Origin of the sequence: Martinezella tropici (assembly GCF_008370325.1) — a bacterium.
Taxonomy (GTDB): Bacteria; Pseudomonadota; Alphaproteobacteria; order Rhizobiales; family Rhizobiaceae; genus Rhizobium; species Rhizobium tropici_B.
In genome coordinates this window covers 344,792-368,868 of sequence record NZ_VNIP01000010.1, presented here as the reverse complement: position 1 = coordinate 368,868, position 24,077 = coordinate 344,792, and the positions used below count along the sequence as shown (strand labels likewise).

Sequence of the window (24,077 nt, the reverse complement as noted above, 5' to 3'; positions counted from 1 at the left end):
CCACCCTTTTAGGAAATGATCGTTTCCAAATCAAGTGATTTTTTGCATCGCAGCAAGACATTGCGAGAATGGTGACTGTTGCTGGTCCCGCTATTCGTGAAAAAATGCCATGTGGATCGCGTCCTTATAGCGTCCATCTATACGAAAGGACTTGCGCGCCAGCCCTTCGCGGACAAAGCCGACCTTCTCATAGAGCGCTATGGCTCTGCCATTGTCGGCATAGACGCTGAGCTCGACGCGTTCTATTCCCACATCGCGCGCGGCCTGCAGCGTCGCTTCTATCAATCGACGCCCCACTCCCTGGCCGCGATAGGCTGGGATAATGCCCATTCCGAGCTTGCCGGCGTGGGCATGGGAGGGAAAGCCATGGCGGCTGATATCGCACCAGCCTACTACCTTGCCATCGCCCAAGGCGACGAATTGCGGATTGCCGTTCTCGATCATGCCGAGCACGAAGGAGCGCGTCTCTTCCAGCGGGAAGGCTTCGAGCAGCGACAGATATTCCCGCTCGCACGCAACCGTATCGAGCGCCTTGTGAAAGCCTTCGATGTGCTCGGCCGATATGGGTTCTATCCGGATTTCGGTGTCGGGGCTCATGACAAACAACTCGATGCAAATCAGGGATGCAGCGAGGATATGATTCAACTGTGAGCCTGTCTATCTGCATGCGCCGCCAACGACATTTACAGATCGAGCACCCAGGTCTGGCCATTCAGTTCAGGGCCGAACATGCGATGCTTTTCTTCCGCGATCAGCCTGAAGCCCGCCTTGATGTAGATCGCCCTTGCCGTATCGAGGATATCGTTGGTCCAGAGCGAAAGCTTGCCGTAGCCGGCGTTGCGTGAGAAGCGGATGCATTCGTCAACCAGCAGCTTGCCGAGACCGAGGCCGCGTGCGGCCTTGTCGACATAGAGCAGCCTGAGCTTTGCCACGCCGTCGCCGCCATCGGCGATCATGGCGGATCCGACATTCAGGCCGCCTCGCTCGGCGATCCAGCAGCGATCCTTCTGTGGGTTGAAATTGGAGAGGAATTTTCCGGCGACTTCCGCCGCCAACCCTTCGAAGCGGTCGTCCCAGCCGAACTCTTCCGTATAGAAACGCGCCTGGCTTTGCACGATCCAGCCCATGTCTCCAGGCCGGTGGTTGCGGATGATTGCGGGGGATGCCGTGCTTCGGTCCGTGGCGAGCGTGTCCTGTATCGTCTGCATTGCCGCAACGACGCGTTCGGGTTCCCCGATCGCGAGCTTTTCGAAATAGCCGGCGATCTGCGCGCGCGAGCGGCGGACAAATTCCTCGAACTGCACCTGTCCCTTTTCGGTGACTTTTATGATCTGGCTGCGTGCGTCGGTCGGATCCGGCGTCGTTTCGATCAGCCCATCCTCGCGAAAGCGCTTGACGATGCGGCTGAGATAGGCGGGATCGAGATGAAGCTCGCGTGTCAGGGTCGAAGCGGCGACGCCGCCGCGGAAGCCGACTTCGAACAGCACGCGCACGTCCGTCAGCGTGTAGGGGCTGTCGAGATAGGCCTTGTTCAGGACGCCGAGAAAATTCGTGTAGAAGCGGTTGAAGTCGCGGACGGCATCGACGGTCGCGAATTCGGCAGCAGGACTCATGGCATCGTCTCCTCAGATATAGGAGACGATGTTGGTTATTTATTGGACTCAGTCAAGAAAATTGGTTGCGGTCAAGCAGCGCAGCTCTTGCTGCTCTTTTCATTTGCAAGCGCAAAGTCGACGGCCGCCTCGGCATGGATCGTCGTCGTGTCGAAACCGGGCAGGATCAGCGCCTTGGGATCGAGGATGAGGCAGATCTCGGTGCATCCGAGAATGACGCTGTCAGCGCCCTCCGCCTTGGCGCGCTCGATGATGCCGTTCAGCTTCCGACGCGACTCGTCCTTGATGATGCCGGCGCAGAGTTCGTTGAAGATAATGTCGTGCGTCACCGTGCGATCCTCGGGGCCGGGGACCATGATGGAGACGCTGTTCTCAGCCATGCGCTCGGCGTAGAAGCCGTGCTCCATCGTGTAGCGGGTGGCGAGCAGCAAAGGCTTGACCCGGCCTGCGGCCTTCAAAGCTGCGGCGGTTTCATCGATGATGTGGATGAGCGGCACGGAAACGCGCTCGGCAACTTCGGGAGCAATCAGGTGCATGGTATTGGTGCAGATGAGCACGCATTCGGCGCCGGCGGCTTCCAGGCGCTGGGCGGCATCGGCGAGCCGGTCGGCGGCATCGTTCCAGCGCCCTGCCTTCTGCAACGCGACGATTTCCTCGAAATTGACGGAGTACATGACCATTTCGGCCGAGGAGAGGCCGCCCAGCCGCTCGCGGACCATTTCATTGATCAGGCGATAATAGACCGCCGAACTTTCGAAACTCATGCCGCCGATCAGGCCAATGGTGCGCATAATGCTGTTCTCCGCTCCTAATGTGTGAATGGAGGAATATTGCTGCGATTCAGCCGCCGCGTGTTTGCATTTTTTGAAGCTTATCAAAGTTTGCTTGCAATAGTTTGCGCACTTTTCGATTTTTGTGCAAAATAAAGGCGCCAGAAAGAGGAATGCTGCACATGCTTGACGAGCGCGACCGAAAGATTCTCGAATTTTTGCAAGCCGATGCCGGCATATCCGTGACGGAGCTTGCCGATCGGGTGGCTTTATCGGTTTCTGCCTGTTCGCGCCGCATCCAGCGGCTGGAGGAGAGCGGGCATATCGCTCGGCGCATTGTCGTGCTGGATCGTGAAAAGATGGGGGTGCCGACCACCGTCTATGCCCTGATCAAGACGGCGCATCATGCCGACGAGTGGATCGAATCTTTCCGTAAGGTCATCGGTGACATCCCGGAGATCGTTGAAGCGCATCGGCTTACCGGGAACTACGACTATATACTCAAGATCGTGCTGCCGCGTGTCGAGCATTATGACGTCATCTACAAGATGCTCGTGCGCAAGGTCGAATTGTTCGATGTTTCTGCATCGATCTCCATGGAGGAGCTGAAAAGCGGGGCGTCCGTTCCGGTCGGATACGCACGGTAGGCGCAGTGGCGCGTGACAGCCGCAGAGGTGCCATGCATAAAAGATGGTTGCTGCTTCCTTTGCTCAACCCTACGTTTTCGGCGAAACGTAGCCATGAGGTGTTGCTATGCAGGATCATCACGTTGTCGTTGTCGGGGGCGGTTTCGGCGGTGTGCAGTGCGTCAACGATCTGAAAGGCGCTCCCGTCCGCGTCACGATGATCGACCGGCGCAATCACCATCTGTTCCAGCCGCTTCTCTATCAGGTCGCGACCACTTTGCTCGCGACATCCGAGATTGCCTGGCCGATCCGCAATTTCTTCAGGGACCGTCCCGAAGTGACGACGCTCCTGGCCGAGGTCGTCGGCGTCGACAGCGAAGCACATCAAGTCCTTCTGAAGAATGGACAGAAGATTGGTTACGATACGCTGGTGCTGGCGACCGGCGCCACTCATGCCTATTTCGGCCATGACGAGTGGGAGCCGGTGGCGCCGGGATTGAAGACACTGGAGGATGCGACGACCATCCGCCGCCGTGTGCTGCTGGCCTTCGAGCAGGCGGAGATGGAAACGGATCCGACCGTTCGCGAGTCGCTCCTGACCTTCGTCATTGTCGGCGCGGGACCGACTGGAGTGGAGCTTGCCGGCATCATCTCGGAACTGGCAAGGACGACCTTGCCTAGGGAATTCCGCAATATCGATACGCGCAAAGCGAAGATCATTCTCGTGGAAGCCGGGCCGCGCGTGCTCCCTGCTTTCGCCGAAGACCTGTCCGACTATGCGCGCAAGGAGCTCGAAGAGCTTGGTGTCGAAGTCCGCTTCGGCAAGCCGGTCACCTTCTGCTCGGCCGAGGGTGTGACGATCGGGGATGCCTTCGTGCCATGCCGCACCATCGTCTGGGCTGCGGGCGTCGAGGCATCACCGGCTGCGAAATGGATCGATATCCCCGCGGACCGCGCTGGCCGGGCCGTCGTCGACAAGGAGCTGCGGGCGCCGGGCAAGCAAGATATTTTCATCATCGGCGATACGGCGTCCGTCCTGCGCGACGACGGCAGCCCGGTGCCGGGGATCGCTCCGGCTGCCAAGCAGCAGGGGGCTTACGTTGCCAAGGTGATCAAGGCGAAGCTGGCCGGCCGGCCGGCGCCCGGGCCGTTCCATTATCGCCATCAAGGCAGCCTGGCGACGATCGGCAAAAGTGCGGCGATCATCGATTTCGGCTGGATCAAGCTCAGGGGATGGCTTGCCTGGTGGGTCTGGGGCCTCGCCCACATCTATTTCCTGATCGGCGTCCGCTGGCGCATCGCCGTCGCCTGGAGCTGGCTTTGGATCTATATCAGCCGGCAGCACAGCGCCCGGCTGATCACGCAGAAGGAAACCATGCGTGAGGAATGAAAAAAGGGCAGCCGCAGCGGCTGCCCTTTTCGTATGAGTTGTTGCGCGGCAGCGCTTACGCCAGCGAAGCGATGTCGATGACGAAGCGGTAGCGCACGTCGCTCTTCAGCACGCGCTCATAGGCTTCGTTGATATCCTGAATGCTGATCTTCTCGATCTCTGAGACGATGTTGTGCTCGCCGCAGAAGTCGAGCATTTCCTGGGTTTCCTTGATCGAGCCGATCATGGAGCCGGAGAGGCTGCGACGGCCCGGAATAAGCGAGAAGGCATGCACCGGAACGGCATGCTCGGGAACGCCGACCAGCACCATGCTGCCATCATACTTCAGCAGGTTGAGATAGGCGTTCCAGTCGATCGCTGTACCAACCGTGTTGATGATCAGGTCGAAGGTGCCGGCGAGCTTCGTGAAGGTCTCGGCGTCGCTGGTGGCGTAGTAGTCCTTCGCGCCCAGCTTGAAGCCGTCTTCCTTCTTCGACAGCGTCTGGCTGAGAACCGTGACATCGGCACCCATGGCATGGGCCAGCTTCACGCCCATGTGGCCGAGGCCGCCCATGCCGACGATCGCGACCTTCTTGCCTGGGCCAGCCTTCCAGTGGCGTAGCGGCGAAAAGAGCGTAATGCCGGCGCAGAGCAGCGGTGCGCCCGAGTCGAGCGGGATATTGTCGGGGAAGGAGAGGACATAGCCTTCCTTGACGACGATCGAGTCGGAATAACCGCCGAAAGTCGGCGTCTTGCCGTCGGCCTCGACGTCGTTGTAGGTCTGGACGAGACCCGGCATGTAATGTTCGTAATCCAGATCACGTGTGGCGCAGGTCGTGCAGGAATCGACGAAGCAGCCGACGCCGACGCGGTCGCCGACCTTGAACTTCGTGACCTCGGAACCGACGGCGGTCACGATGCCGGCAACTTCATGGCCGGGCACCATCGGATACTTCGAAACGCCCCATTCGTTGCGGGCCTGGTGAATGTCGGAATGGCAAACGCCGCAATATTTGACGGAGATGACGACGTCGTCCGCGTTCGGGTCGCGGCGCTCGAAAGTGAATGGTGTGAGCGGCTTGGACGCATCGGTCGCTGCATAACCCTTTGCGATAGGCATGGGAGATTTCCTTATCTTTTCGGATGGGTTGGGGTAGAATTTGGATGGCCCACCATGCATCAGGACCGGGCCACAGCGTTAGAGCGATCCTGCAAGCTTTATGTACGATCCTGCGAATCTAAATGCGCGGCAGGTCTTTCGCGATCAAACGGTGTTATCTAGATAGACATCGATATCTGCTCGAAAACAGTTGGTTGCGCATGACACTGCCTTTCAATCCCAATCAGGAACTCGCGTCGATCGTTGCACGTTTCGCCACGAGCGACGGCGAACATCGCACGCCGATAGACAATCTTAATCTCTATCGGCAGTCAGCCGCGACCGTGTGGCAGCATGGGGCTTATCGTCCCTGTTTTGCAATCGTGGTTCAGGGGCGCAAGAACCTGACAATTGGCGCCGAGACCTACAATTACGGCGTCGGCGAGTATATTTTGACCGCGCTCGACCTTCCGGTTTCGACGCAGGTCACCAATGTCGGCAGCGATACGCCTTATCTTTGTTTTGGCATGGCGCTCGACAGCGAACGCTTGAAGGAGCTCCTGTCGCGCGTCAGCATTCCGCGTCAGGCGTTGACCGAGCCTGTGCGCGGAATTGCGGTCAATGCCGCCTCGCCGGAACTGCTTGATGCCTCGCTGCGCCTGCTCCGATTGCTTGATCGGCCCGAAGATATTCCTGCAATGGCGCCTTTGATCGAGCAGGAGATCCTCTATCGCCTGCTGACCGGTCCGAACGGCCCTCGGTTGCTGCAGATCGCCATGGCAGAGAGCCAGAGCAACCGGGTGGCGCGTGCCGTCGCCTGGCTCCGGGGCAACTATACGCAGCCGTTGCGCATCGAAGAACTCGCCGAGCGCGTCGGCATGAGCGTTTCCTCGCTGCATCACCATTTCAAGACTGTTACGGCACTATCGCCGATGCAATATCAGAAGCAGCTTCGGCTCCATGAGGCGCGGCGGCTGATGATTGTCGAGCAGCTCGACGTCGGATCGGCCGGCCATCGCGTCGGCTATCAGAGCCCTTCGCAGTTCAGCCGTGAATATAGCCGTCTCTACGGTCTTCCACCGTTGAAGGATGTCGAGGCCATGCGCAACAATGCGGTGGCGGCCGAATAGGCGACGTTTCCGACCAATCGTTTGCGTCAAGTTCTCTCGATCAACTGACTGAGGCGTGGTAGTTGCCCCCGTTCCGGGTATAGCTGCCCTGACAAGCACTCTCTTTTGGCGCAGTGCAGCAACGAATTCCGCTTGACGGCCGCATTGGTGTCCTGCATAAAGCACCACGAACCGTACCGTACGGTACGCATTTGGGAGTGGCCATCGTGCTGAGCGAAGTAGGACAGTCGAGCGAGTTTTCGCCGCGCCAGAACGCCGTTCTGGAACAGGCGCTGCGTCTGCTCGTCGACGGCGGCGAGAAGGCGCTGACGACCTCGGGCGTCGCGCGCGCCGCCAATTGCTCCAAGGAAAGCCTTTACAAGTGGTTCGGCGACCGCGACGGCCTGCTCTCGGCGATGATCACCTATCAAGCCAGCAAGGTGCGTACCTTCGAGCGCAATGGCGAGCGGCTGAATGCGGCGAGCCTGCATGATCATCTGGTAATCTTCGCGCGCGACCTGCTGGAAGTGCTCGCCGGCGACGTCTCGCTCGCTTTGAATCGCCTGGCGATCGGCCAGTCGAACCGCGACGGCTCCAAGCTCGGCAAGCTGCTGCTGGAGCGCGGGCGTCGGCAGATCGACCGCCGGGCCATCGGCCTCATCGATGCCGGCAAGCGGGCAGGGTTGTTGCGCTTTATCGATGCCGACGAGGCATATCACACGCTTTACGGGCTCATCGTCTCCGATCTGCATGTTCGCATGCTGCTCGGCGAGCCCGGTTTGAAGGATACGAGCCGTCAGGCGGAGAAGGCGATCAGCGCCTTCCTCAAGCTTTACGGCACGGAGAAGGTATTGGCGGAAGCAGCAGCGACCGTCTGACAATTTAAAATCTGCACCCAGACAAGCAAAGGGAAGGACAAACAATGCGCGTCTATTACGATCGTGATGCCGATCTCAACCTCATCAAGTCGAAGAAGGTCGCCGTCATCGGCTATGGTTCCCAGGGCCGCGCTCACGCGCTGAACCTGAAGGACAGCGGCGCACAGAACCTCGTGATCGCGCTCAAGGCCGGTTCGCCCACGATCAAGAAGGCGGAAGCCGATGGCTTCAAGGTTATGACCGTTGCCGAAGCTGCCGGCTGGGCCGACCTGATGATGATGGCGACCCCGGACGAACTGCAGGCCGACATCTACAAGGCTGACATCGCTCCGAACATCCGTGACGGCGCTGCGATTGCCTTCGCACACGGCCTCAACGTTCACTTCGGCCTCATCGAGCCGAAGGCTTCGGTCGACGTCGTCATGATCGCTCCGAAGGGCCCGGGCCACACGGTTCGCGGCGAATACCAGAAGGGTGGCGGCGTTCCCTGCCTCGTTGCCGTTCACCAGAACGCTTCCGGCAACGCCCTTGAACTCGCTCTCTCCTACGCCTGCGGCGTCGGCGGCGGCCGTTCGGGCATCATCGAAACCAACTTCCGCGAAGAGTGCGAAACCGACCTCTTCGGCGAACAGGTCGTTCTCTGCGGCGGTCTAGTCGAGCTCATCCGTGCCGGCTTCGAAACGCTGGTCGAGGCTGGCTACGCGCCGGAAATGGCCTATTTCGAATGCCTGCACGAAGTGAAGCTGATCGTCGACCTGATCTATGAAGGCGGCATCGCCAACATGAACTACTCGATCTCGAACACGGCCGAGTGGGGCGAATACGTCACCGGTCCGCGCATCATCACCGAAGAAACCAAGGCTGAGATGAAGCGCGTCCTCAAGGACATCCAGACCGGCAAGTTCACCTCCGAGTGGATGCAGGAATACCGTTCCGGTGCTGCCCGCTTCAAGGGTATCCGCCGCAACAACGACAGCCACCAGATCGAAGAAGTCGGCGCCAAGCTGCGCGGCATGATGCCCTGGATCGGCAAGAACAAGCTGGTCGACAAGTCGGTCAACTAAGCTTTCGGCACTGTAGCGCAATAAAAAGGGGCCGGGGAGGGAGACTTCCCCGGCCCTAAACGTTTCAGGACGTGTTTACGGCTCATGTGGCCGATCTAATGCTTCTCCTTGCCCTCATCCGCAGCCATCTTGTCGGTTTGCCATCATAGCCGCCGCCATCGGTTTCGTTGAGCGAAATGTCCTTCCATCCGGCCGAGATGAGCAGATCGTTAAGCCCGTCGGTCGAGATGTAGTTGTAGTATCTGCCGAAGCTGTCGTATCCCTCGGCTTCTCCCGCCTTGAAACTGGCGTGAAATAGGCCGCCGTCCTTCAGAGCCTTGCGGATGCGGTTGAAAATCCCTGGAAGATCCGGTCGCCGCACATGCAGCAAGGATGCTTCGGCCCAAATGCCGTCGTAGAGCTGGTCGTCCTCCAATTCTTCGAACCTGCGAACGATCACCGGCTTTCCGATCAACTTTTCGGCCTGCTTGGCCATTTCCGGCGAACCGTCTGTGGGCGTGACGTTGAAGCCCTGCGAGATCATGTAGGCTGCGTCCTGACCGCCGCCGCAGCCCAGTTCGAGAATCGATGCGCCGGCGGGGAGGGCATTCAGGAAGGCATCGAGCCGGCGTTGCGGCAGGCTGCGATCGCGCGCAGCGTAGATGGCGGCGCTGTGATCGTAGAAGGAGGACGTGGGGTCGTCTCTTGCCATATCAGCCACTCGTCTTCGGGAAATAGATTACGTTTTCCAATCCCTTGAAATGAGCATCACAAGTCAGGATATCAGCATCGAGATGAAGAGCGGTTGCATAGATGATCGCGTCGGCGGTTGCGAGCTTATGCTGTGTCGAAATCTCAGAGGCGCGCCGGGCTATAGCCGTGTCCAATGGCGTAACGTTACATAGCATCGTGTAGGCGATGAAGTTGTCCAAAACGTCTTCGTCTTTTTCGCGAAGAAGCCATTTTGAAAGTTCAAGCTGGACCATTGTCGGAACAATGCAGTCGTGCGGTTTCGGAATCTGATCGGAAAGCTGCTGTCCAGTTGGGCTATCAAGAAGCCACTCTATCCATGCGGAACTATCGATCACACGCATCAGTATCGGTCGTCTCGATTGCGATAGTCTTCGGGGTTTGCGCCTCGCGCCATGCCTCTGAGATCTTCCAATGTCGGAACCGGCATAACGAGCACGCCCTTGCCCTTGGGAATGAAGACGAACTCCTGCCCCGCACTCCAGTGCTGCTGGTCGCGCACTTCCTTTGGGATCGATATCTGAAACTTTGAGGAGAGAGTCGCCGTCGCCATTCTTACGTTTTTCCTATCGATTGATATGGCGTAAGAATAGCATTTGGACAGAGGAATGTGTAGGTCCCTTGGGGGCGGAGAGTTGGAGATTTTGAACGGATGCCACATTGGAGGGAAAGGCCTATTTCTATCGTTCAACCTCAATTCCTTGTCATAGTCACAAACAAATTAGGTCAGTATTGTTGACTTATCTTTTGTTGCGTGATCTTGTGTCGGAAAGACCAAAAATTACGAGGAAGCCCCATGTTGAATTGGGAAAATATCTTTGCGACGCGCTCCAGCCGTATGCGCGCCTCCGAAATCCGTGAGCTGCTGAAGCTGCTGGAGCGGCCGGATATCATCTCTTTTGCGGGCGGCATTCCCGATCCGGCATTGTTTCCGGATGCCGAATTCAAGCAGGCCTATGCCGATATATTTTCCGGCCCGACGGTGAATGCGGCGCTGCAATATTCGGTCAGCGAGGGCTACAAGCCGCTGCGCGAATGGCTTGTGGGACAGATGGGCGCGCTCGGCATTCCCTGCGAGCTCGAAAACGTCTTCATCGTTTCCGGTTCGCAGCAGGGGCTCGATTATCTCGGCAAGCTCTTCCTGTCGCCGAAAGATACGGCGCTGGTCACCGCGCCGACCTATCTTGGCGCGCTGCAGGCTTTCAACGCCTATGAGCCGACCTATGATCAGCTGACGCCGAACGGCAACCGTACGCCGGAATCCTATCGAGCTGCCGCTTCGCAGGCTGGCGGCAGAGTGAAGTTCGCCTATCTCTCGGCCGACTTCGCCAATCCGACGGGCGAGACCGTCGATCTGGCCGGCCGCAAGAAACTGCTCGACCTTGCCGAAGAGCTCGACATCGCCGTCATCGAAGACGCCGCCTATCAATCGCTGCGTTACGACGGCGAGCCGGTCGCGCCGATCCTGGCCCTGGAAATCGCTCGCAAAGGCAGCATCAACGACACGCGGACGATCTATTGCGGCAGCTTTTCCAAGACGTTGGCACCCGGCCTTCGTGTCGGCTTCATCGTCGCCAATGCGCCCGTCATCCGCAAGCTCGTGTTGATGAAACAGGCGGCCGACCTGCATTCTTCGACGATCAACCAGATCGCGATCCATCAGGTCGCCGAGCGCGGTTTCGATGCGCAGGTCGCCAAGGTCCGCAAGACCTATAGCCGCCGCCGCGACTGCATGCTGGCGGCGCTTGCGAAATACATGCCTGACGGCACGAGCTGGACGAAGCCGCAAGGCGGCATGTTTGTCTGGGTCACCCTGCCGAAGGGTATGGATGGCGCCAAGCTGCTCGCACGGTCACTGGAGACGGCGAAGGTCGCTTTCGTGCCCGGTCAGGCTTTCTTTGCCGACGGCAGCGGTGCGAATACCTTTCGCGTCAGCTTCTCCTGCGCCAATGACGAGATGATCGAAGAGGGTATCTCTCGGCTCGGCAAGTTGATTGCTGATGAGATCGGGGCGATAGCGGCCTGAGCCACTATCGCCGTTTTCTTCACTTCGCCAAATGCGGGCTGATCAGCACCAGATCGGCCTCGCTCAACCGGTCGCTGGCCGTGTTGCGCTGGTGCCAATAGGGATACATCAGCGGCTGCAGGCTCACGTCGTCGAGCCGCTTGCGCTCCTCGTCGGTTAGCTTCAGCTCGGCGCTGGCGAGATTGTCCTTGAATTGAGCCTTCGTGCGGCCGCCGATAATGACCGAGGTTACGCCCTTGCGGCCGATGAGCCAGGCAAGCGCCACTTGGGCGGCCGAAATACCGCGGCCATCGGCGATCTCCACCAGCGTATCGACGATATTCCACAGGCGGTTTTCATCGCGGATCGGCGGCTCCGTCCAGCCGGCGAACTGGCGCGTACCCTCCGGCGTTGCCTGATTGCGGCGATGTTTGCCCGAAAGCAGGCCGCCGGCAATCGGGCTCCAGACGAGAATGCCGAGGCCCTGGTCGATGCTGATCGGAACCAGCTCGTTTTCCGCGTCGCGGGCTTCCAGCGTATAGTGGATCTGCTGGCTGACGAAACGTTCACGTCTGTCGCGCTCACTGACGCCGAGCGCCTTCATGATGTGCCAGCCGGAAAAATTCGAGCAGCCGATGTAGCGGACCTTGCCCTGGCGAACCAGTGTGTCGAGCGCTTCCATCGTCTCTTCCAGCGGCGTTTGTCCGTCCCATTGATGCAGCTGATAGAGATCGATCACGTCGGTCTTCATACGCTTCAGGCTTGCCTCGCAGGCCTCGATGAGGTGTTGGCGGGATGAGCCGGCATCGTTGACGCCAAGCCCCATCGGGAAGCGCGCCTTCGTGGCGATGAGCACGCCGTTCTTGCGCGGGCCGCCGATGATTTCGCCGAGAATCTCCTCCGATGCGCCTTGTGAGTAGACGTCAGCCGTGTCGAGCAGGTTGACGCCGGCATCCACGCACATGTCGACGAGCTTCTTGGCTTCCTTGACGCCGAGATCGCCGACGGTTTTTGCCCAGCCGACGCCGCCGAAAGTCATGGTGCCCATGGTGATGGTGGAAACTTTGAGGCCGGAGCGGCCAAGCAAGCGATATTCCATAGATCTATCCTCCTCGATCCCGTCTGAAATACGTACGTCAAGAAATAGCGCCTGATGGCGATGGTCAAGTTTCAATCATCATACGAACGGCAATCTATTCAAATTCAACTGTCACAATCATGTTAAGCCATCCGTCTAAGGAACCTTCCTGATCATCCAGCCGAGGGCGCTTCATGAAGACGTTTGTTTCCGCTTTTGCCGGCCTGCTGGCCGTTGCTTTTTTCTCCGGTGCCGCGAGTGCTGCAGATTTCGTCCTCTATACCAGCCAGCCGAATGCCGACGCGCAGGCCACCGTCGACGGCTTCATGGCCGCCAATCCCGGCATCAAGGTCGATTGGGTTCGTGATGGCACGCCGCAGATCATCGCCAAGCTGCAGGCTGAGATGCAGGCCGGCGCTCCCGTCGCCGATGTCCTGCTGATCGCCGATACGGTGACGCTGGAGCGCTTGAAGGAAGCGGGCAAGCTGCTCGCCTATAAGTCGCCGGAAGCCGCAAATTACGATCCGTCGCTCTATGACGCCGGTGGTTATTACTATTCCACCAAACTGATCACGACCGGCATCGTCTACAACACTGCCGCGGCGATGAAGCCGGCAAGCTGGCAGGATCTGGTGAAGCCGGAAGCCAAGGGTCTCGTCGCCATGCCGAGCCCGCTCGCTTCGGGTGCGGCTCTCATCCACGCGCAGACGCTTGCCGGCGTCAGCAGCCTTGGCTGGGACTACTATAAGAACCTCGCCGACAACGGCGCGATCGCCTCCGGCGGCAACGGCGCCGTGCTGAAGTCCGTCGCGTCCGGCGAGAAGGCCTATGGCATGATCGTCGACTACATGCCGATCCGTGAAAAGGCCAAGGGCGCTCCGCTGGAATTCGTCTTCCCGAAGGAAGGCGTTTCGGCAGTCACCGAGCCGGTCGGCATTCTTGCCGGTACGCAGCATGCCGAGGCTGCCAAGAAGTTCGTCGATTACGTCCTTTCCGAAAAGGGCCAGGAAGGCTTCCTGAAGCTCGGCTATATTCCGGCCCGCAATGGCACGCCGCTGCCGCAAGGTTTCCCGGCACGTGACAGCATCAAGGTTTTGCCGTTGAATGCCGCCGATGCTCTCAAGAACACGGATCAGGACCTGAAGACCTTCTCCACCTACTTCAAGTCGAAGTGATCCGACCCGGATTTGGAATGTACTCACATGTGCGTAAGGGAAACAGCCAGCCGGCCTGGCTGTTTCCTTTTGTTGTCGCCGTCGTGCTTTTGCTCAGCGTCCTGCCGCTGGCGCGGCTGGCGCTTGCCGGTATCGAGGCCCTGCTTAGGGGCGGCACCTATGACCTCATCGCCGATCCCGCGCTCTGGCGCTCGGTCTGGTACACGATCGAGACGGCGGTGCTCGGCACTATCGTTTCCGTGGTCCTTGGCTGCCTCTTCGCATTCCTGCTGACATTGACGGATCTTTCGGGCAGGGGGCTTCTCGGCTTCCTCTTCGTGCTGCCGATGATGATCCCGCCGCAGGTGACGGCGCTCGCCTGGGTGCAGATGTCAGGACCGTCGAGCCCCTTGCTGAAAGCGCTGCACATCGCGCCGCCGCTCGGCTCGCCGCAGCCGCTCTACTCGGTCGGCGGTATCGCGCTGCTCTACGGCGTCCAGCATGCGCCGCTCGTCTATCTCGCCCTGCGCGCGGGCTTGATGGCGCTGCCGCGCGATGGCGTGGAGGCCGCGAGGCTTTCTGGTGCTTCCGGCCTGCGTGTCTTCCGCGATATGATCCTGCCTTTGTCTCTGCCCGGTGTCATTGCTGGAGCCGCGATTGCCTTTGTCTCCTCAATCGGCAATTTCGGCATCCCCGCAATCCTCGGCATTCCTGCCTCGATCTACACGCTGTCGACCCTGATCTTCACGAAGTTCTCCAATTTCGGGCCGAGGACATTCGGCGATATCGCCGTGCTCTCGACGATGATTGCGGTCATTGCCGTTGCCGGGCTTGCCGTGCAGGGCAGGGCCTTGAAGGGGCGTGATTACCGCGTCATCGGCATTTCCGGCGCGACGGCAGCTTTTTCGCTTGGCCGCTGGCGCTATGTTGCCCTGCCGGTACTCGGCGCCATCCTGTTCGTCATGCTGGTCGCACCCTTTCTGGCCTTAGTCGCCGGCGCGCTGGTGCCGGCTTATGGCGTGCCGCTCACTTTCAAAACGGCATCGCTCAACGCCTTCACGGAAATCCTGTTTCGGCAAAGCATAACGCGCATCGCCTTTTCCAACTCGCTGTTTCTCGCCAGCATGACGGCGCTCGGTCTCCTGTTGGTGACGGTGCTTGCAGCCTACGCGCTAACGCGGCGCAAGGACATGCTGAGCCGCATCGTCGGCGGCATGATCGAGATTCCTTATTCGCTTCCAGGCATCATCATCGCCGTCTGCTTCATCCTGGTGTTCGCGGCCCCCTTGCCGATCCTCAACGTCACGCTTTACGGTACGATCTGGATTATCCTGCTTGCCTATTTCTCCGCCTATTTCGCCGTCAGCCTGAAGCCGGTCATGAGCGCCTTCCTGCAGCTCGATCCGGCGCTGGAAGAGGCGGCGCGTCTTTCCGGTGCGGGGTTCTTCCGCCGTCTAGCCGATATCATCGTGCCGCTGATCGCGCCGGCGGCCGGTGCCTCGGTGATCCTCGTCTTCCTGATCGCCTGCAACGAGTTGACCGTTTCGGCGCTGCTCTGGTCGGCCGGGACGCAGACGCTCGGCGTTGTCATCTACAATCTCGATGATGGCGGCAGTGCCGATCTGGCCTCGGCCATGTCGGTCATCGTCATTGCCATGGTCGTCATCATGATGGTGCTTCTGGAAATCATGGCCAAGCGCCTGCCGAAGGGAGTGGTGCCTTGGCGAAGCTGATCCTCAATCACGTCGGCAAGGATTTCGGCACGGGCGGCCGCGCTGCCGTCACCGCCTTGTCGCTCGATGTTCGCGATGGTGGTTTCCTGGCGCTGCTCGGCCCCTCCGGCTGCGGCAAGACGACCGTGCTTAGAATGATTGCGGGCTTCGAGCAGCCGACGGATGGCTCCATTCATCTCGGGGAGCGGCTGCTGGCGGATGCGGCGAGCATGCTGCCGCCCGAGCGGCGCAACATGGCGATGGTGTTCCAATCCTACGCGCTCTGGCCGCATATGAATGTCGCCGACAATGTCGGTTATCCACTCAAGGTGCGCGGCATTTCCGGAGAACGCTACCGCGAGAAGGTGCGCGAGGCGCTGGCGACCGTGCGCCTCGACGACTATGCGGAACGCCGGCCCGCGGATCTCTCCGGCGGTCAGAGGCAGCGTGTGGCGCTTGCTCGCTGCCTGGTGACATCGCCCGATGTCGTGCTGCTCGACGAGCCGCTCGCCAATCTTGACCGTCACCTGAAGAAGGAGATGGAGGAGACCTTTCGCGAATTCCACCAGCGCTCGGGCGCCACCATGGTCTATGTCACGCACGACCAGAGCGAAGCGATGGCGCTTGCGACCGATGTTGCCGTCATGTCCGAAGGGCGGCTGCTGCAGGTGGCACCGCCGGCGGAAATCTATGCTCGCCCCGAAGGCAGAATGGTCGGCAGTCTGGTCGGGCAGGGCGCCATACTGCCGCTTGCTTTTCCCGATGGCAGTCCGCGCCGGATAGATTGGGCCTCCTTCCGAGGCCTTTGGGAAAACCGGGCAGGCGGCTCGGCGGTTGCGGATATTCTTGTGCGGCCCGAAGACGTGCTCGCCGACGCGGAAGGCATTTCCTGTCGGGTCGATTCCGTTCTCTATGAGGGCGAGCGATATGCGATGAGGCTATTGATGCCTGATGGGCGGATACTGCGCGCCTTTAGCCGCGAGGCTGTTGCCGCGGGCGATGACTATCGGGTCGCCATTCGCTCGGCCTGGCGGCTTTGATCGGGCAGGGGGACAAGATGGTTGTTCCCCGCCTCCTCCTATGCTTGATTTGCTCGAGGTTACGGATGGGAGTCGCGCATGTCCGATCATAGCTTTCCGATTTTCGATCTCGGCGCCTTCGAGGCGGCCGATCACGAGGAGAAAAAGCGGCTCGGTGCCGATGTGGATCGGATATGCCGCTCGACCGGCTTTCTGGCGATTTCCAACCACGGCATCGCCGATGTCGTGATCGCCGAAGTTTGGAAGAAGACGCAGGCCTTCTTCGACCTGCCTGCCGAGGTGAAGCAGCGTGCCAAGACGCTTTATCCTGGCTATCCCTACGGCTATCTCGGGCCGGGTACGGAGGCGCTCGCAAAATCACGCAATGTCGACACCCCGCCGGATCTGAAGGAGAGCTTCAATGGCGGTCCGCTTTCCGTTCCCGCTGACATGAGCGACCCGGAAGCGCTCGGCTTTTGCTATGCCGCCACCATCTGGCCGGAGGGACCCGAAGGATTCGTGGAGGCGTGGAAGGCCTATTATGGAGCGATGGAGAAACTGGCGGCGCGGATCATGCGTGTATTCGCTACGGCGCTCGGCCTTGATGAACATTTCTTCGATTCCTGCGTAGATGCGCCGATCAGCGCGCTGAGGGCGCTGAATTACCCCGAACAGCAGGTGCCGCCGCAGCCCGGCCAGCTTCGCGCCGGTGCGCATACTGACTATGGCAGCTTGACGATCCTGCTGCCGCAGCCCGGTTCGAAAGGGCTCGAGATCATTGCTCCGGATGGTAACTGGACACCGGTACCGCCGGTGGAAGGGGCCTTCGTCATCAACATCGGCGACCTGATGGCGCTCTGGACCAATGACCGCTGGGTTTCGACCGTCCATCGCGTCGTCAATCCGCCGCTGGAAGAGGGTGGCATGCAGCGCCGGCAATCCCTGGCCTTTTTCCATCAGCCGAACTGGTTCGCCGAGATTGCCTGCCTGCCTTCGTGCCTGAAAACAGGCGAAGAGCCGAAATACGCTCCCGTTTTGTCCGGCCCGTATCTGATGGGCAAATTCAAATCGACCGTGACCGCGAAGGCCGGGTGATATGGGTTTCGTGAACCGGCTCACCTGCTTCGTTATAAATTGGAATGCTTCATGTCCCTGCGCCTTGCGACATTCAATGTCGAAAACCTTCTGACCCGCTTCGATTACACCGGTTTTCGCAACCAGCTCCGTCAGGATCGCGTGCTGCAGCTCTTCGATGTCCGTAACGAGGAGGTCTACCAGCAACTCGAAGCCGCGCGCGTGATCGCTGCGACCGACGACACCAGGCAAATGACGGCGCTTGCGATCGCAGACGCCGATGCCGACATCATCTGCCTGCAGGAAGTCGACAACATGGCTGCCCTGCAGGCTTTCGAATATGGTTATCTCTACCGCATGGTCGGCAACGGCTATCGCCAGAAGTTCCTGATCGAGGGCAATGACAGCCGCGGCATCGATGTCGCCGTCATGATGCGCGAGGAGACGCGCGTGGGCCAGCCGATCGTGCTCAACGACATCAAGAGTCACGCGATGGTGACGTATAGCGATTTCGGTCTTTTCAACGACGAACTGGCGGAACTCGAGCTTCATCCGGAAGACAAGATCTTCAAGCGTGACTGTCTGGAGCTGCATCTCCATATCGGCGGGGTGCCGTTCTCTCTCTATGTCGTGCATCTCAAATCGATGGGGCCGGCACGTGAAGGGATGGATGGGCGTCATGCGACCATGCCGATCCGCCGCGCCGAGACCTTGGCGGTTCGCCGCATCATCGAAGATCGTTTCGGGGCTGGCCACACGGCAACGAAGAATTTTGCCATCTGCGGCGACATGAACGACTATCAGGAATGGATAGATGTCATCGGCACGCGCCGCACGGGCTATCGTTTCGAGCCACGGAACGAAGAGAAGGGCAGTGCGCTCGATGTCTTCAGCCATGATGGCTTTGCCGAAAATATCATGCAGCGGCGAGACGAGCTCGATCGCTGGACGCTCTATCACGCGCGCGGGCCGCAGGAGCAGCGGCTGTGCCAGCTCGACTATATCTGGCTCTCTCCAGCTCTGGCGCGCGCCAATGCAACGCAGGTCCCGGATGTCGTTCGTTCGGGCCAGCCTTTCCGCACCATATTTCCACCGGGGCAGGAGGTAGAGCGCTATCCGCGCGTCGGCTGGGACAGGCCGAAGGCATCCGATCATTGCCCCGTCGTCATGACATTGGATTTGATATGACCCTCTCAGAACAGAACGACATGGCCGGCTGGCCGCCGGAAAGCACCGTGTTCCCCATCTCCAGCATCGACCTTACCGTGTTTCCCGGCGAGCATCCGTTTCACATGCGCGAGCAGGAGGCGGCGCGGGAGAACTGGGCAAGGGAAATTGCCGCCAACCCATCACTCTATGACGGTCGCATGATCTTTCAGCATAGGCTGTCGCTTACCGGTGGTGCAGTGAAGGGGGAGGCCTATGTAACGTCCTTCTCGACATTTCTCTTGTGGCGAAAGCAGCGGCAGCCGGGAGCTTTTCACCTTTTTGCCTTTCCCGTCATCGTATCGTCGGACGGAGCGATCATCGCGATACGCATGGCCGCCCATACCGCAAATCCCGGTCAGGTCTATTGCGCCTCCGGATCGATGGATGAGAACGATATCGTCGATGGGCACGCCGATGTCGAAGGCAATATGCGGCGTGAGGTGTTGGAGGAGACTGGTCTCGATCTACGTGATGCCGCCCCGGTATCTGGATATTACGCAATGCATATAAGGCGTTCGATCACGCTTCTCCGTGTCTTCCGTTTTCCATGGACGGCAGAGGACATGCTTCGGCGGATCGAAGCGCATATGCTCGTTTCCGAAGAGGACGAGGTCGATGGCGTGGTCGCTATTCGATCGGCCGACCCGGCGGCGCACCCCTATAATATTGCGATGCTTCCCGTTCTCGCCTGGTTCTTCGGCAGCGGCAAATAGCTTGGGCTTGCGCTAGGGTCGCTTGCCGGTATGAATAATCGAATCTGGAAATACGGATGGAGGCCGGATTGACGCGCAGCTATAGTGTCTATGATGTGTTCACCGACAGCAAGCTGGTGGGCAATCCGCTCGGAATCGTCTTCGAAGCCGAGGGCCTGAGCGACGAGGCGATGCAGGCGATCGCTAGGGAGCTGAACCTTTCCGAGACGGTGTTCGTGCTGCCGCCGCAAAATCCGGCCCATACGGCAAGCTTGCGCATATTCACGCCCGGCCGCGAGCTGCCTTTTGCCGGGCACCCGACTGTCGGCACAGCGATCGCTCTGGCGGAGAAGGCTCATGCCAGCCACGGCGGAGATCTCGATCTTGTTTCCGTTCTCGACGAGCGCCTTGGGCCGGTGCGCTGCGCCATCAAGCTGCGGCAGAACAAGGCGAGCTTTGCCGAGTTCGACCTGCCGAAGAAATCGCAGCAGATCCTGTTGCCGCTCGACAAGGCCGACATCGCCAACGCACTCAGCCTGAACATCACCGAGATTGGTTTCGAGAACCACGTTCCATCCATCTGGAGCGCCGGAGTGCCGTTTCTTCTGGTGCCGGTGCACGATGTCGGTGTGGCAGAGCGGATGGAATTCGATTCGCAGCTTTGGGAAAAGACGGTCCCCTTCGTCGATGGCGCACTGGCCTCGGCCTTCATCTATTGCCGCGGCGGGGTCAATCATGTGGCGAAGTTTCACGCCCGCGTGTTTCCAATCGGCATGGGCATTGTGGAGGACCCGGCAACGGGTTCGGCGGTCGCGGCGATGTCCGGCGCCATCAATCAGTTCGATGCGCTGCCGGATGGGCATCATCCCTTCATCATCGAGCAGGGCATGGAGATGGGGCGGCCGTCTCTGATTCACCTCCATGTCGATGTCGACGGCGGGCTGATCGCCAACGCCCGCATCGGCGGGCAGGCTGTGCGCATCGCGTCTGGAATCCTTGAGCTTTGATTTTACGGGGTTTTTCGCCGCTTCTGAAATTTTTTTGACAAATAATCAAAGAAAATTCGTCTGGCCGCTGGACAATCAAACCGATCCTATTTATATGCCCGGTCACGCCGCCAGCAAGCGGTGCGGGTGATTAGCTCAGTTGGTAGAGCAGCTGACTCTTAATCAGCGGGTCGTAGGTTCGAGCCCTACATCACCCACCATCTTTTCAGGCACTTAGCCAAGATTTACGCTGATTGACGACGATGATTTGGAAGCCATTTCCAAATCATTTTCCGGTCTGGCATTTCAAATGCTGGCGGCGCGATCTTGCTTCAACGTTCTTCCATCAGTTCCGTTGTGCCCTCCGCCCAAACATGGCGCAAAACTTCAAACGAAGCGCGGCGTAGTTGCCATTGTGACGGGCCAGTCTTCGTTTGATTGGAATTGTCGGGATCAGTTCGAAAGCTTGCCGAGCAGAAGGCCGGTAAGGACGCCCAGAAGCGCCGTCGCGATCAAGACGGAACTGGTGGCTGTCGGATTTTCCCTTGCGGCTCGCACCACGTTTCGGCCTTCTGACCGGGCATGGTCCGCGATGCTCGCAACCTTCGCTTTCGATGAGTAGAGAGCCTCGTCCGCGCGATCCGAAGCGGTATCGATCTTATTTGTCAGGACGGTCGAGAGCTTGTTGATCTGTCTGCGGAGCTCATCGATCTGCGCGTTGATATCCTTGTCCAGCGAGACGTCGGCCATGGTGTTCTCCTGAATAGCGTAAGCCTTTAGGAACGGCCCGCAGCTCGCTTTGGTTCCCCGTCGCGGTGGATTGATCTTAAACTTCAAGCGCCGCTCCGAGGCAAAGTTCCTGGTCCACCAACCGGCGCAGACTTGCCAAGGGTTTAGCGGAGATGCAGCAGAAACATGGTTGGCGCGGCTATGGACATGGTGAAAAGGAATAGGGAAAGCCCGTATTTCAGTCTTCGCATCCGGCGTGTCTTGATGCCGTCCCAGTCATAACCCATAAGTATATCCCTCTTGCTCGATGGTTTATCGATGCAAAGAAATATCCTAAGAATTGTTTGCGCGAAGCTTGTGGAATAATTCTCTCGTTTCAACGAGCGAATGGCGTCGAATTATACAATCCAGTGCTGCAATATCAACTGTTGGATTTGCGAGTGCAATGACACATCCTTATTCCAGGATCGAAAGGACTTTGCATGCGGGCAGCAGCATCGGAGATACCAGCCGAGGTGCGTGACGTCTTGGCGATCGCTCAAACGCATTTAACTATGCCGGGCGTGGTTGCCCGGCAGCAACGGCTATCGCCTTAAACAGCTTAAATTCAATGTTTTTTATGCCCGCCTTCCATGACGCTGAACACGAAGATGACGGCCAGAATCAACACCAGCGTATAGTCGAAGGCAGTGAGCAGACGAAGCAGTTCCATGATGTTTCTCCTCCCACAGAGAACACGAACCAGAACAACCACTAGTATGTTCTTTCAACCGCCGCATGCCAAGTTTTTTACATCCTGCGGTGCAAAAACAATATTGTGCGAGGCACAAATAACCGCTTGTTTGCAAAGGCATATCAGCATTGCATTGACTGCCTTTGGTTGTCTGAAGAGCTGGCACCCGCCGCAATCGTATTGTCAACAAATTTTATAGAGTATACGATTATCTTCAATGAAATTGCGATTGCTCGCCGCGCGAAGAACTCATGCGCCGATCGATCTTGAGGGAGTTGGCTATTGACCATTGGCTCTGACCCCCAGGCGCCTGATCTGCCTGTTATCGTCATTGTCGGCGGCGGCGTTTCCGGAACGGCGGTTGCCTTCCATCTGCTGCAGCGACGGTCGCTGCGGCCCGGCCAACTCTTCATCTTCGAGCCACGGGAACGTCTCGGGGCAGGGCTTGCCTACGATACGCAAGATCCCGCTCACCGCATCAATGTACCGGCGGCGAAGATGAGCCTGCTGCCCGATGACATCGAGCATTTTCAACGCTGGCTGCAGCAGAGAGATGCGCTTGCCGACGATGAGACGGCGGTCGCCGCCAATGGCAATCTTTTTCCAAGGCGCTCTGTTTTCGGCAAGTATATCAATAGCATGATCCATCCCTTCGTCGAGGATGGGCGCGTTGTCCATATCAGGCAAGGCGTGGAGCGCATCGAGAAGGCAGATGGCCGCTGGGCGGTCACCGGTGCGGCGGGACAGCGTGTCGACGCGGATATTCTCGTCATCGCCACCAGCCACCCTTCGCCCCTTCCGCCGCAGGTGCTGCAGGATGCGCTTGGCGGGCATCCGCGCTTCGTTCCGGACCCGACGCGGCCGAATGCACTTGCGGCTATTCGCGCCGGGGATCGTGTGCTGGTTGTCGGCAACGGCTTGACCTCGGCGGACGTCATCGCTTCACTCGAACTCAGGGGGCACACGGGACCGGTTACCGCCATATCGCGACGCGGTCTGCGCTCGCGCGGCCATGCGGCGGTGAAGCAGGAACCATTCGGCGATTTCGCCAGCGAGCCGTCGAAGACGGCCCTTGATCTCCTGCGCCGCCTACGGGCCGCGATCCGCAAGGCGGAGAGCGAAGGGCACAGCTGGCATGCCGTCATCGATCAGGTGAGGGCGCAGGGCCGGCATGTGTGGCAGGCGCTGCCGATCGAGGAGCGACGCCGTCTCGTCAGGCATTTGAGGCCGTTCTGGGATGTGCATCGTTTTCGAGTCGCGCCACAGGTGGAGGCGGTCAGCGATCGGGCGATCGAAAGCGGCAGGCTCGAGGTCTTGTCAGCTTCGGTCGCAGGTGTCGTCGTCGCCAACGGCTTCATTGACTGCAGATTGCAGCTCAGCCGGGCGAAGCGGCATGTCGACAGACAATTCGATGCGGTCGTCGTCACCACTGGTCCCGGGCATCGCGGCATTCTGCAATCGCAAGGCTGGATCGAGGAACTGTCAGGAGCCGGCTATCTCGCGATGGATCCGGCGCGGTTGGGATTTGCCTGCGATACGCAATCGCGGGCACTTGCTGCCGATGGAACGGTGGCGCCGTCCCTGTTTATTTCAGGACCACTCGCGCGCGGAACTTTTGGCGAACTCATGGGACTGCCCGAGGTAGTCGAGCATGCCGTTCTTGTCGCCGAACAGGTCACAGGCGCGATCAGCGACCAAGGCCATGGGCAAAGGAAGGCATATTTGGATAGTAGCGCCGCTTAAATCCAAGAAAAACCGCAAATTCGTTGCTTAGACGATACAATTGCCTAAATTTACTCATATAAACTATACAATTTGTGAGTTACTATCTTGCTCATCGCGAGGGGCGGGATTACTTCCGCAATCCGTGATGACAGGATGGGCCGGGTGAGTCTCTCTCAGGTGGCCAAGCCGGGTTTCAACAATCGACTTTGCAGTAAAGCGGACGGCGATGCTTACGAAAAAAGGAAAATACGGACTGAAGGCGTTGGTGGATCTCGCACGCCTGGGTCCGGGGGAAACCGCATTCATCAACGATATCGCGTTGCGCAACAATATTCCGAAGAAGTTTCTCGATACCATCCTGCTCGAATTGCGCAATGCCGGCGTTTTGCGCTCGAAGAAGGGGCCGGGTGGTGGCTATTCACTATCGCGCCCGGCGTCGGAAATCCGCATCGGTCATGTCATTCGCACTCTGGATGGCCCGTTGGCGCCGATCCGCTGCGCCAGCCGTACGGCCTACGAAGCCTGCGACGACTGTTCCGATCCGGAGCGCTGTCAGGTGCGGCGCTCCATGACGGAGGTGCGTGACGCCATTGCCGAGATTCTCGACAACATGTCGTTGGAACAGTTCGTTGCCGGCGGCGCGGATGTCGAGATACCGGAGCGGGAAGACCACCGCGCCTCGCAGACCGGCTGACCTCTCCGGC

General features: G+C 59.3%; 24 protein-coding genes and 1 tRNA gene. 16 read left to right on the top strand and 9 right to left on the bottom strand.

The features are described from left to right. Positions 1-90: 90 nt before the first annotated feature. The 3 genes from FP026_RS20615 to FP026_RS20605 form a co-directional block, all read right to left on the bottom strand. Positions 91-597, bottom strand: coding sequence for a GNAT family N-acetyltransferase (locus FP026_RS20615; RefSeq protein ID WP_149636460.1), 507 nt, complete (start codon positions 595-597; stop codon positions 91-93). A gap of 86 nt (positions 598-683) precedes the next feature. Continuing rightward, positions 684-1,613: a bifunctional helix-turn-helix transcriptional regulator/GNAT family N-acetyltransferase gene (locus FP026_RS20610; protein WP_149636459.1), complete on the bottom strand. Its 930-nt coding sequence runs from the start codon at positions 1,611-1,613 to the stop codon at positions 684-686. Positions 1,614-1,684: 71 nt separating this feature from the next. Further along, on the bottom strand, positions 1,685-2,404 hold the full coding sequence (locus FP026_RS20605) for an aspartate/glutamate racemase family protein (protein WP_149636458.1): 720 nt from the start codon (positions 2,402-2,404) through the stop codon (positions 1,685-1,687). Positions 2,405-2,565: 161 nt separating this feature from the next. Here FP026_RS20605 and FP026_RS20600 point away from each other — a divergent pair, with 161 nt between their 5' ends. Continuing rightward, a complete protein-coding gene (locus FP026_RS20600) occupies positions 2,566-3,030 on the top strand; it encodes an Lrp/AsnC family transcriptional regulator (RefSeq protein WP_149636531.1) in 465 nt (154 codons plus the stop codon). Positions 3,031-3,136: 106 nt separating this feature from the next. Then, positions 3,137-4,399, top strand: a complete 1,263-nt coding sequence (locus tag FP026_RS20595; RefSeq protein ID WP_149636457.1) for an NAD(P)/FAD-dependent oxidoreductase — start codon at positions 3,137-3,139, stop codon at positions 4,397-4,399. 55 nt (positions 4,400-4,454) lie between these two features. Here the strand turns inward: FP026_RS20595 and FP026_RS20590 are convergent, their stop codons facing one another. Then, positions 4,455-5,498: an NAD(P)-dependent alcohol dehydrogenase gene (locus FP026_RS20590; protein ID WP_149636456.1), complete on the bottom strand. Its 1,044-nt coding sequence runs from the start codon at positions 5,496-5,498 to the stop codon at positions 4,455-4,457. 200 nt (positions 5,499-5,698) lie between these two features. On the opposite strand from FP026_RS20590, the gene FP026_RS20585 reads away from it, so the two are divergent. The 3 genes from FP026_RS20585 (at position 5,699) to ilvC (ending at position 8,528) form a co-directional block, all read left to right on the top strand. Next, positions 5,699-6,607: an AraC family transcriptional regulator gene (locus FP026_RS20585; RefSeq protein WP_149636455.1), complete on the top strand. Its 909-nt coding sequence runs from the start codon at positions 5,699-5,701 to the stop codon at positions 6,605-6,607. Positions 6,608-6,813: 206 nt separating this feature from the next. Then, entirely contained in the window at positions 6,814-7,464 is a 651-nt protein-coding gene (locus FP026_RS20580) for a TetR/AcrR family transcriptional regulator (RefSeq protein ID WP_149636454.1), read from the top strand. 44 nt (positions 7,465-7,508) lie between these two features. Next, positions 7,509-8,528: a ketol-acid reductoisomerase gene (ilvC, locus tag FP026_RS20575; protein ID WP_149636453.1), complete on the top strand. Its 1,020-nt coding sequence runs from the start codon at positions 7,509-7,511 to the stop codon at positions 8,526-8,528. An 82-nt stretch (positions 8,529-8,610) separates the two neighbouring features. Here ilvC and FP026_RS20570 read toward each other — a convergent pair whose 3' ends face one another. Genes FP026_RS20570 through FP026_RS20560 form a run of 3 tightly spaced genes read right to left on the bottom strand, consistent with a single transcriptional unit; the run spans position 8,611 to position 9,810 of the window. Further along, positions 8,611-9,219 carry a class I SAM-dependent DNA methyltransferase gene (locus FP026_RS20570; protein WP_149636452.1) on the bottom strand — a complete coding sequence of 203 codons (609 nt, stop codon included), beginning with the start codon at positions 9,217-9,219 and terminating at the stop codon, positions 8,611-8,613. Position 9,220: 1 nt separating this feature from the next. After that, complete coding sequence (locus tag FP026_RS20565) at positions 9,221-9,601, bottom strand: type II toxin-antitoxin system VapC family toxin (protein ID WP_149636451.1); 381 nt, start codon at positions 9,599-9,601, stop codon at positions 9,221-9,223. Continuing rightward, positions 9,601-9,810: an AbrB/MazE/SpoVT family DNA-binding domain-containing protein gene (locus tag FP026_RS20560; RefSeq protein WP_149636450.1), complete on the bottom strand. Its 210-nt coding sequence runs from the start codon at positions 9,808-9,810 to the stop codon at positions 9,601-9,603. Before FP026_RS20560 ends, FP026_RS20565 begins: the two co-directional genes overlap by 1 nt. A gap of 243 nt (positions 9,811-10,053) precedes the next feature. On the opposite strand from FP026_RS20560, the gene FP026_RS20555 reads away from it, so the two are divergent. Beyond that, the gene (locus FP026_RS20555) at positions 10,054-11,283 is read left to right on the top strand and encodes a PLP-dependent aminotransferase family protein (protein WP_149636449.1); all 1,230 of its coding nucleotides are present in this window, start codon (positions 10,054-10,056) and stop codon (positions 11,281-11,283) included. Positions 11,284-11,302: 19 nt separating this feature from the next. Here FP026_RS20555 and FP026_RS20550 read toward each other — a convergent pair whose 3' ends face one another. Next, positions 11,303-12,361: an aldo/keto reductase gene (locus tag FP026_RS20550; RefSeq protein WP_149636448.1), complete on the bottom strand. Its 1,059-nt coding sequence runs from the start codon at positions 12,359-12,361 to the stop codon at positions 11,303-11,305. A gap of 173 nt (positions 12,362-12,534) precedes the next feature. Here FP026_RS20550 and FP026_RS20545 point away from each other — a divergent pair, with 173 nt between their 5' ends. The 8 genes from FP026_RS20545 (at position 12,535) to FP026_RS20510 (ending at position 20,407) form a co-directional block, all read left to right on the top strand. Beyond that, positions 12,535-13,515 carry an ABC transporter substrate-binding protein gene (locus tag FP026_RS20545; RefSeq protein ID WP_149636447.1) on the top strand — a complete coding sequence of 327 codons (981 nt, stop codon included), beginning with the start codon at positions 12,535-12,537 and terminating at the stop codon, positions 13,513-13,515. Positions 13,516-13,532: 17 nt separating this feature from the next. Further along, the gene (locus tag FP026_RS20540) at positions 13,533-15,227 is read left to right on the top strand and encodes an ABC transporter permease (protein ID WP_149636446.1); all 1,695 of its coding nucleotides are present in this window, start codon (positions 13,533-13,535) and stop codon (positions 15,225-15,227) included. Then, positions 15,215-16,246: an ABC transporter ATP-binding protein gene (locus FP026_RS20535; protein ID WP_149636445.1), complete on the top strand. Its 1,032-nt coding sequence runs from the start codon at positions 15,215-15,217 to the stop codon at positions 16,244-16,246. Before FP026_RS20540 ends, FP026_RS20535 begins: the two co-directional genes overlap by 13 nt. A gap of 78 nt (positions 16,247-16,324) precedes the next feature. Continuing rightward, on the top strand, positions 16,325-17,320 hold the full coding sequence (locus tag FP026_RS20530) for an isopenicillin N synthase family dioxygenase (RefSeq protein ID WP_149636444.1): 996 nt from the start codon (positions 16,325-16,327) through the stop codon (positions 17,318-17,320). A gap of 51 nt (positions 17,321-17,371) precedes the next feature. Next, positions 17,372-18,487 carry an endonuclease/exonuclease/phosphatase family protein gene (locus FP026_RS20525; RefSeq protein WP_149636443.1) on the top strand — a complete coding sequence of 372 codons (1,116 nt, stop codon included), beginning with the start codon at positions 17,372-17,374 and terminating at the stop codon, positions 18,485-18,487. Continuing rightward, on the top strand, positions 18,484-19,221 hold the full coding sequence (locus tag FP026_RS20520; RefSeq protein WP_149636442.1) for an NUDIX hydrolase: 738 nt from the start codon (positions 18,484-18,486) through the stop codon (positions 19,219-19,221). The genes FP026_RS20525 and FP026_RS20520 overlap by 4 nt, the downstream gene beginning before the upstream one ends. A 68-nt stretch (positions 19,222-19,289) precedes the next feature. Further along, a complete protein-coding gene (locus FP026_RS20515; RefSeq protein ID WP_188112640.1) occupies positions 19,290-20,207 on the top strand; it encodes a PhzF family phenazine biosynthesis protein in 918 nt (305 codons plus the stop codon). 124 nt (positions 20,208-20,331) lie between these two features. After that, a tRNA-Lys gene (locus FP026_RS20510) sits at positions 20,332-20,407 on the top strand. 232 nt (positions 20,408-20,639) lie between these two features. Here FP026_RS20510 and FP026_RS20505 read toward each other — a convergent pair. Further along, positions 20,640-20,936 (bottom strand): hypothetical protein, encoded by a 297-nt coding sequence (locus tag FP026_RS20505; RefSeq protein WP_149636440.1) that lies wholly within the window; start codon positions 20,934-20,936, stop codon positions 20,640-20,642. Positions 20,937-21,930: 994 nt separating this feature from the next. On the opposite strand from FP026_RS20505, the gene FP026_RS20500 reads away from it, so the two are divergent. Next, complete coding sequence (locus FP026_RS20500) at positions 21,931-23,391, top strand: FAD/NAD(P)-binding protein (RefSeq protein WP_149636439.1); 1,461 nt, start codon at positions 21,931-21,933, stop codon at positions 23,389-23,391. A gap of 208 nt (positions 23,392-23,599) precedes the next feature. Continuing rightward, a complete protein-coding gene (locus tag FP026_RS20495) occupies positions 23,600-24,067 on the top strand; it encodes an RrF2 family transcriptional regulator (RefSeq protein WP_149636438.1) in 468 nt (155 codons plus the stop codon). Positions 24,068-24,077: the final 10 nt, after the last annotated feature.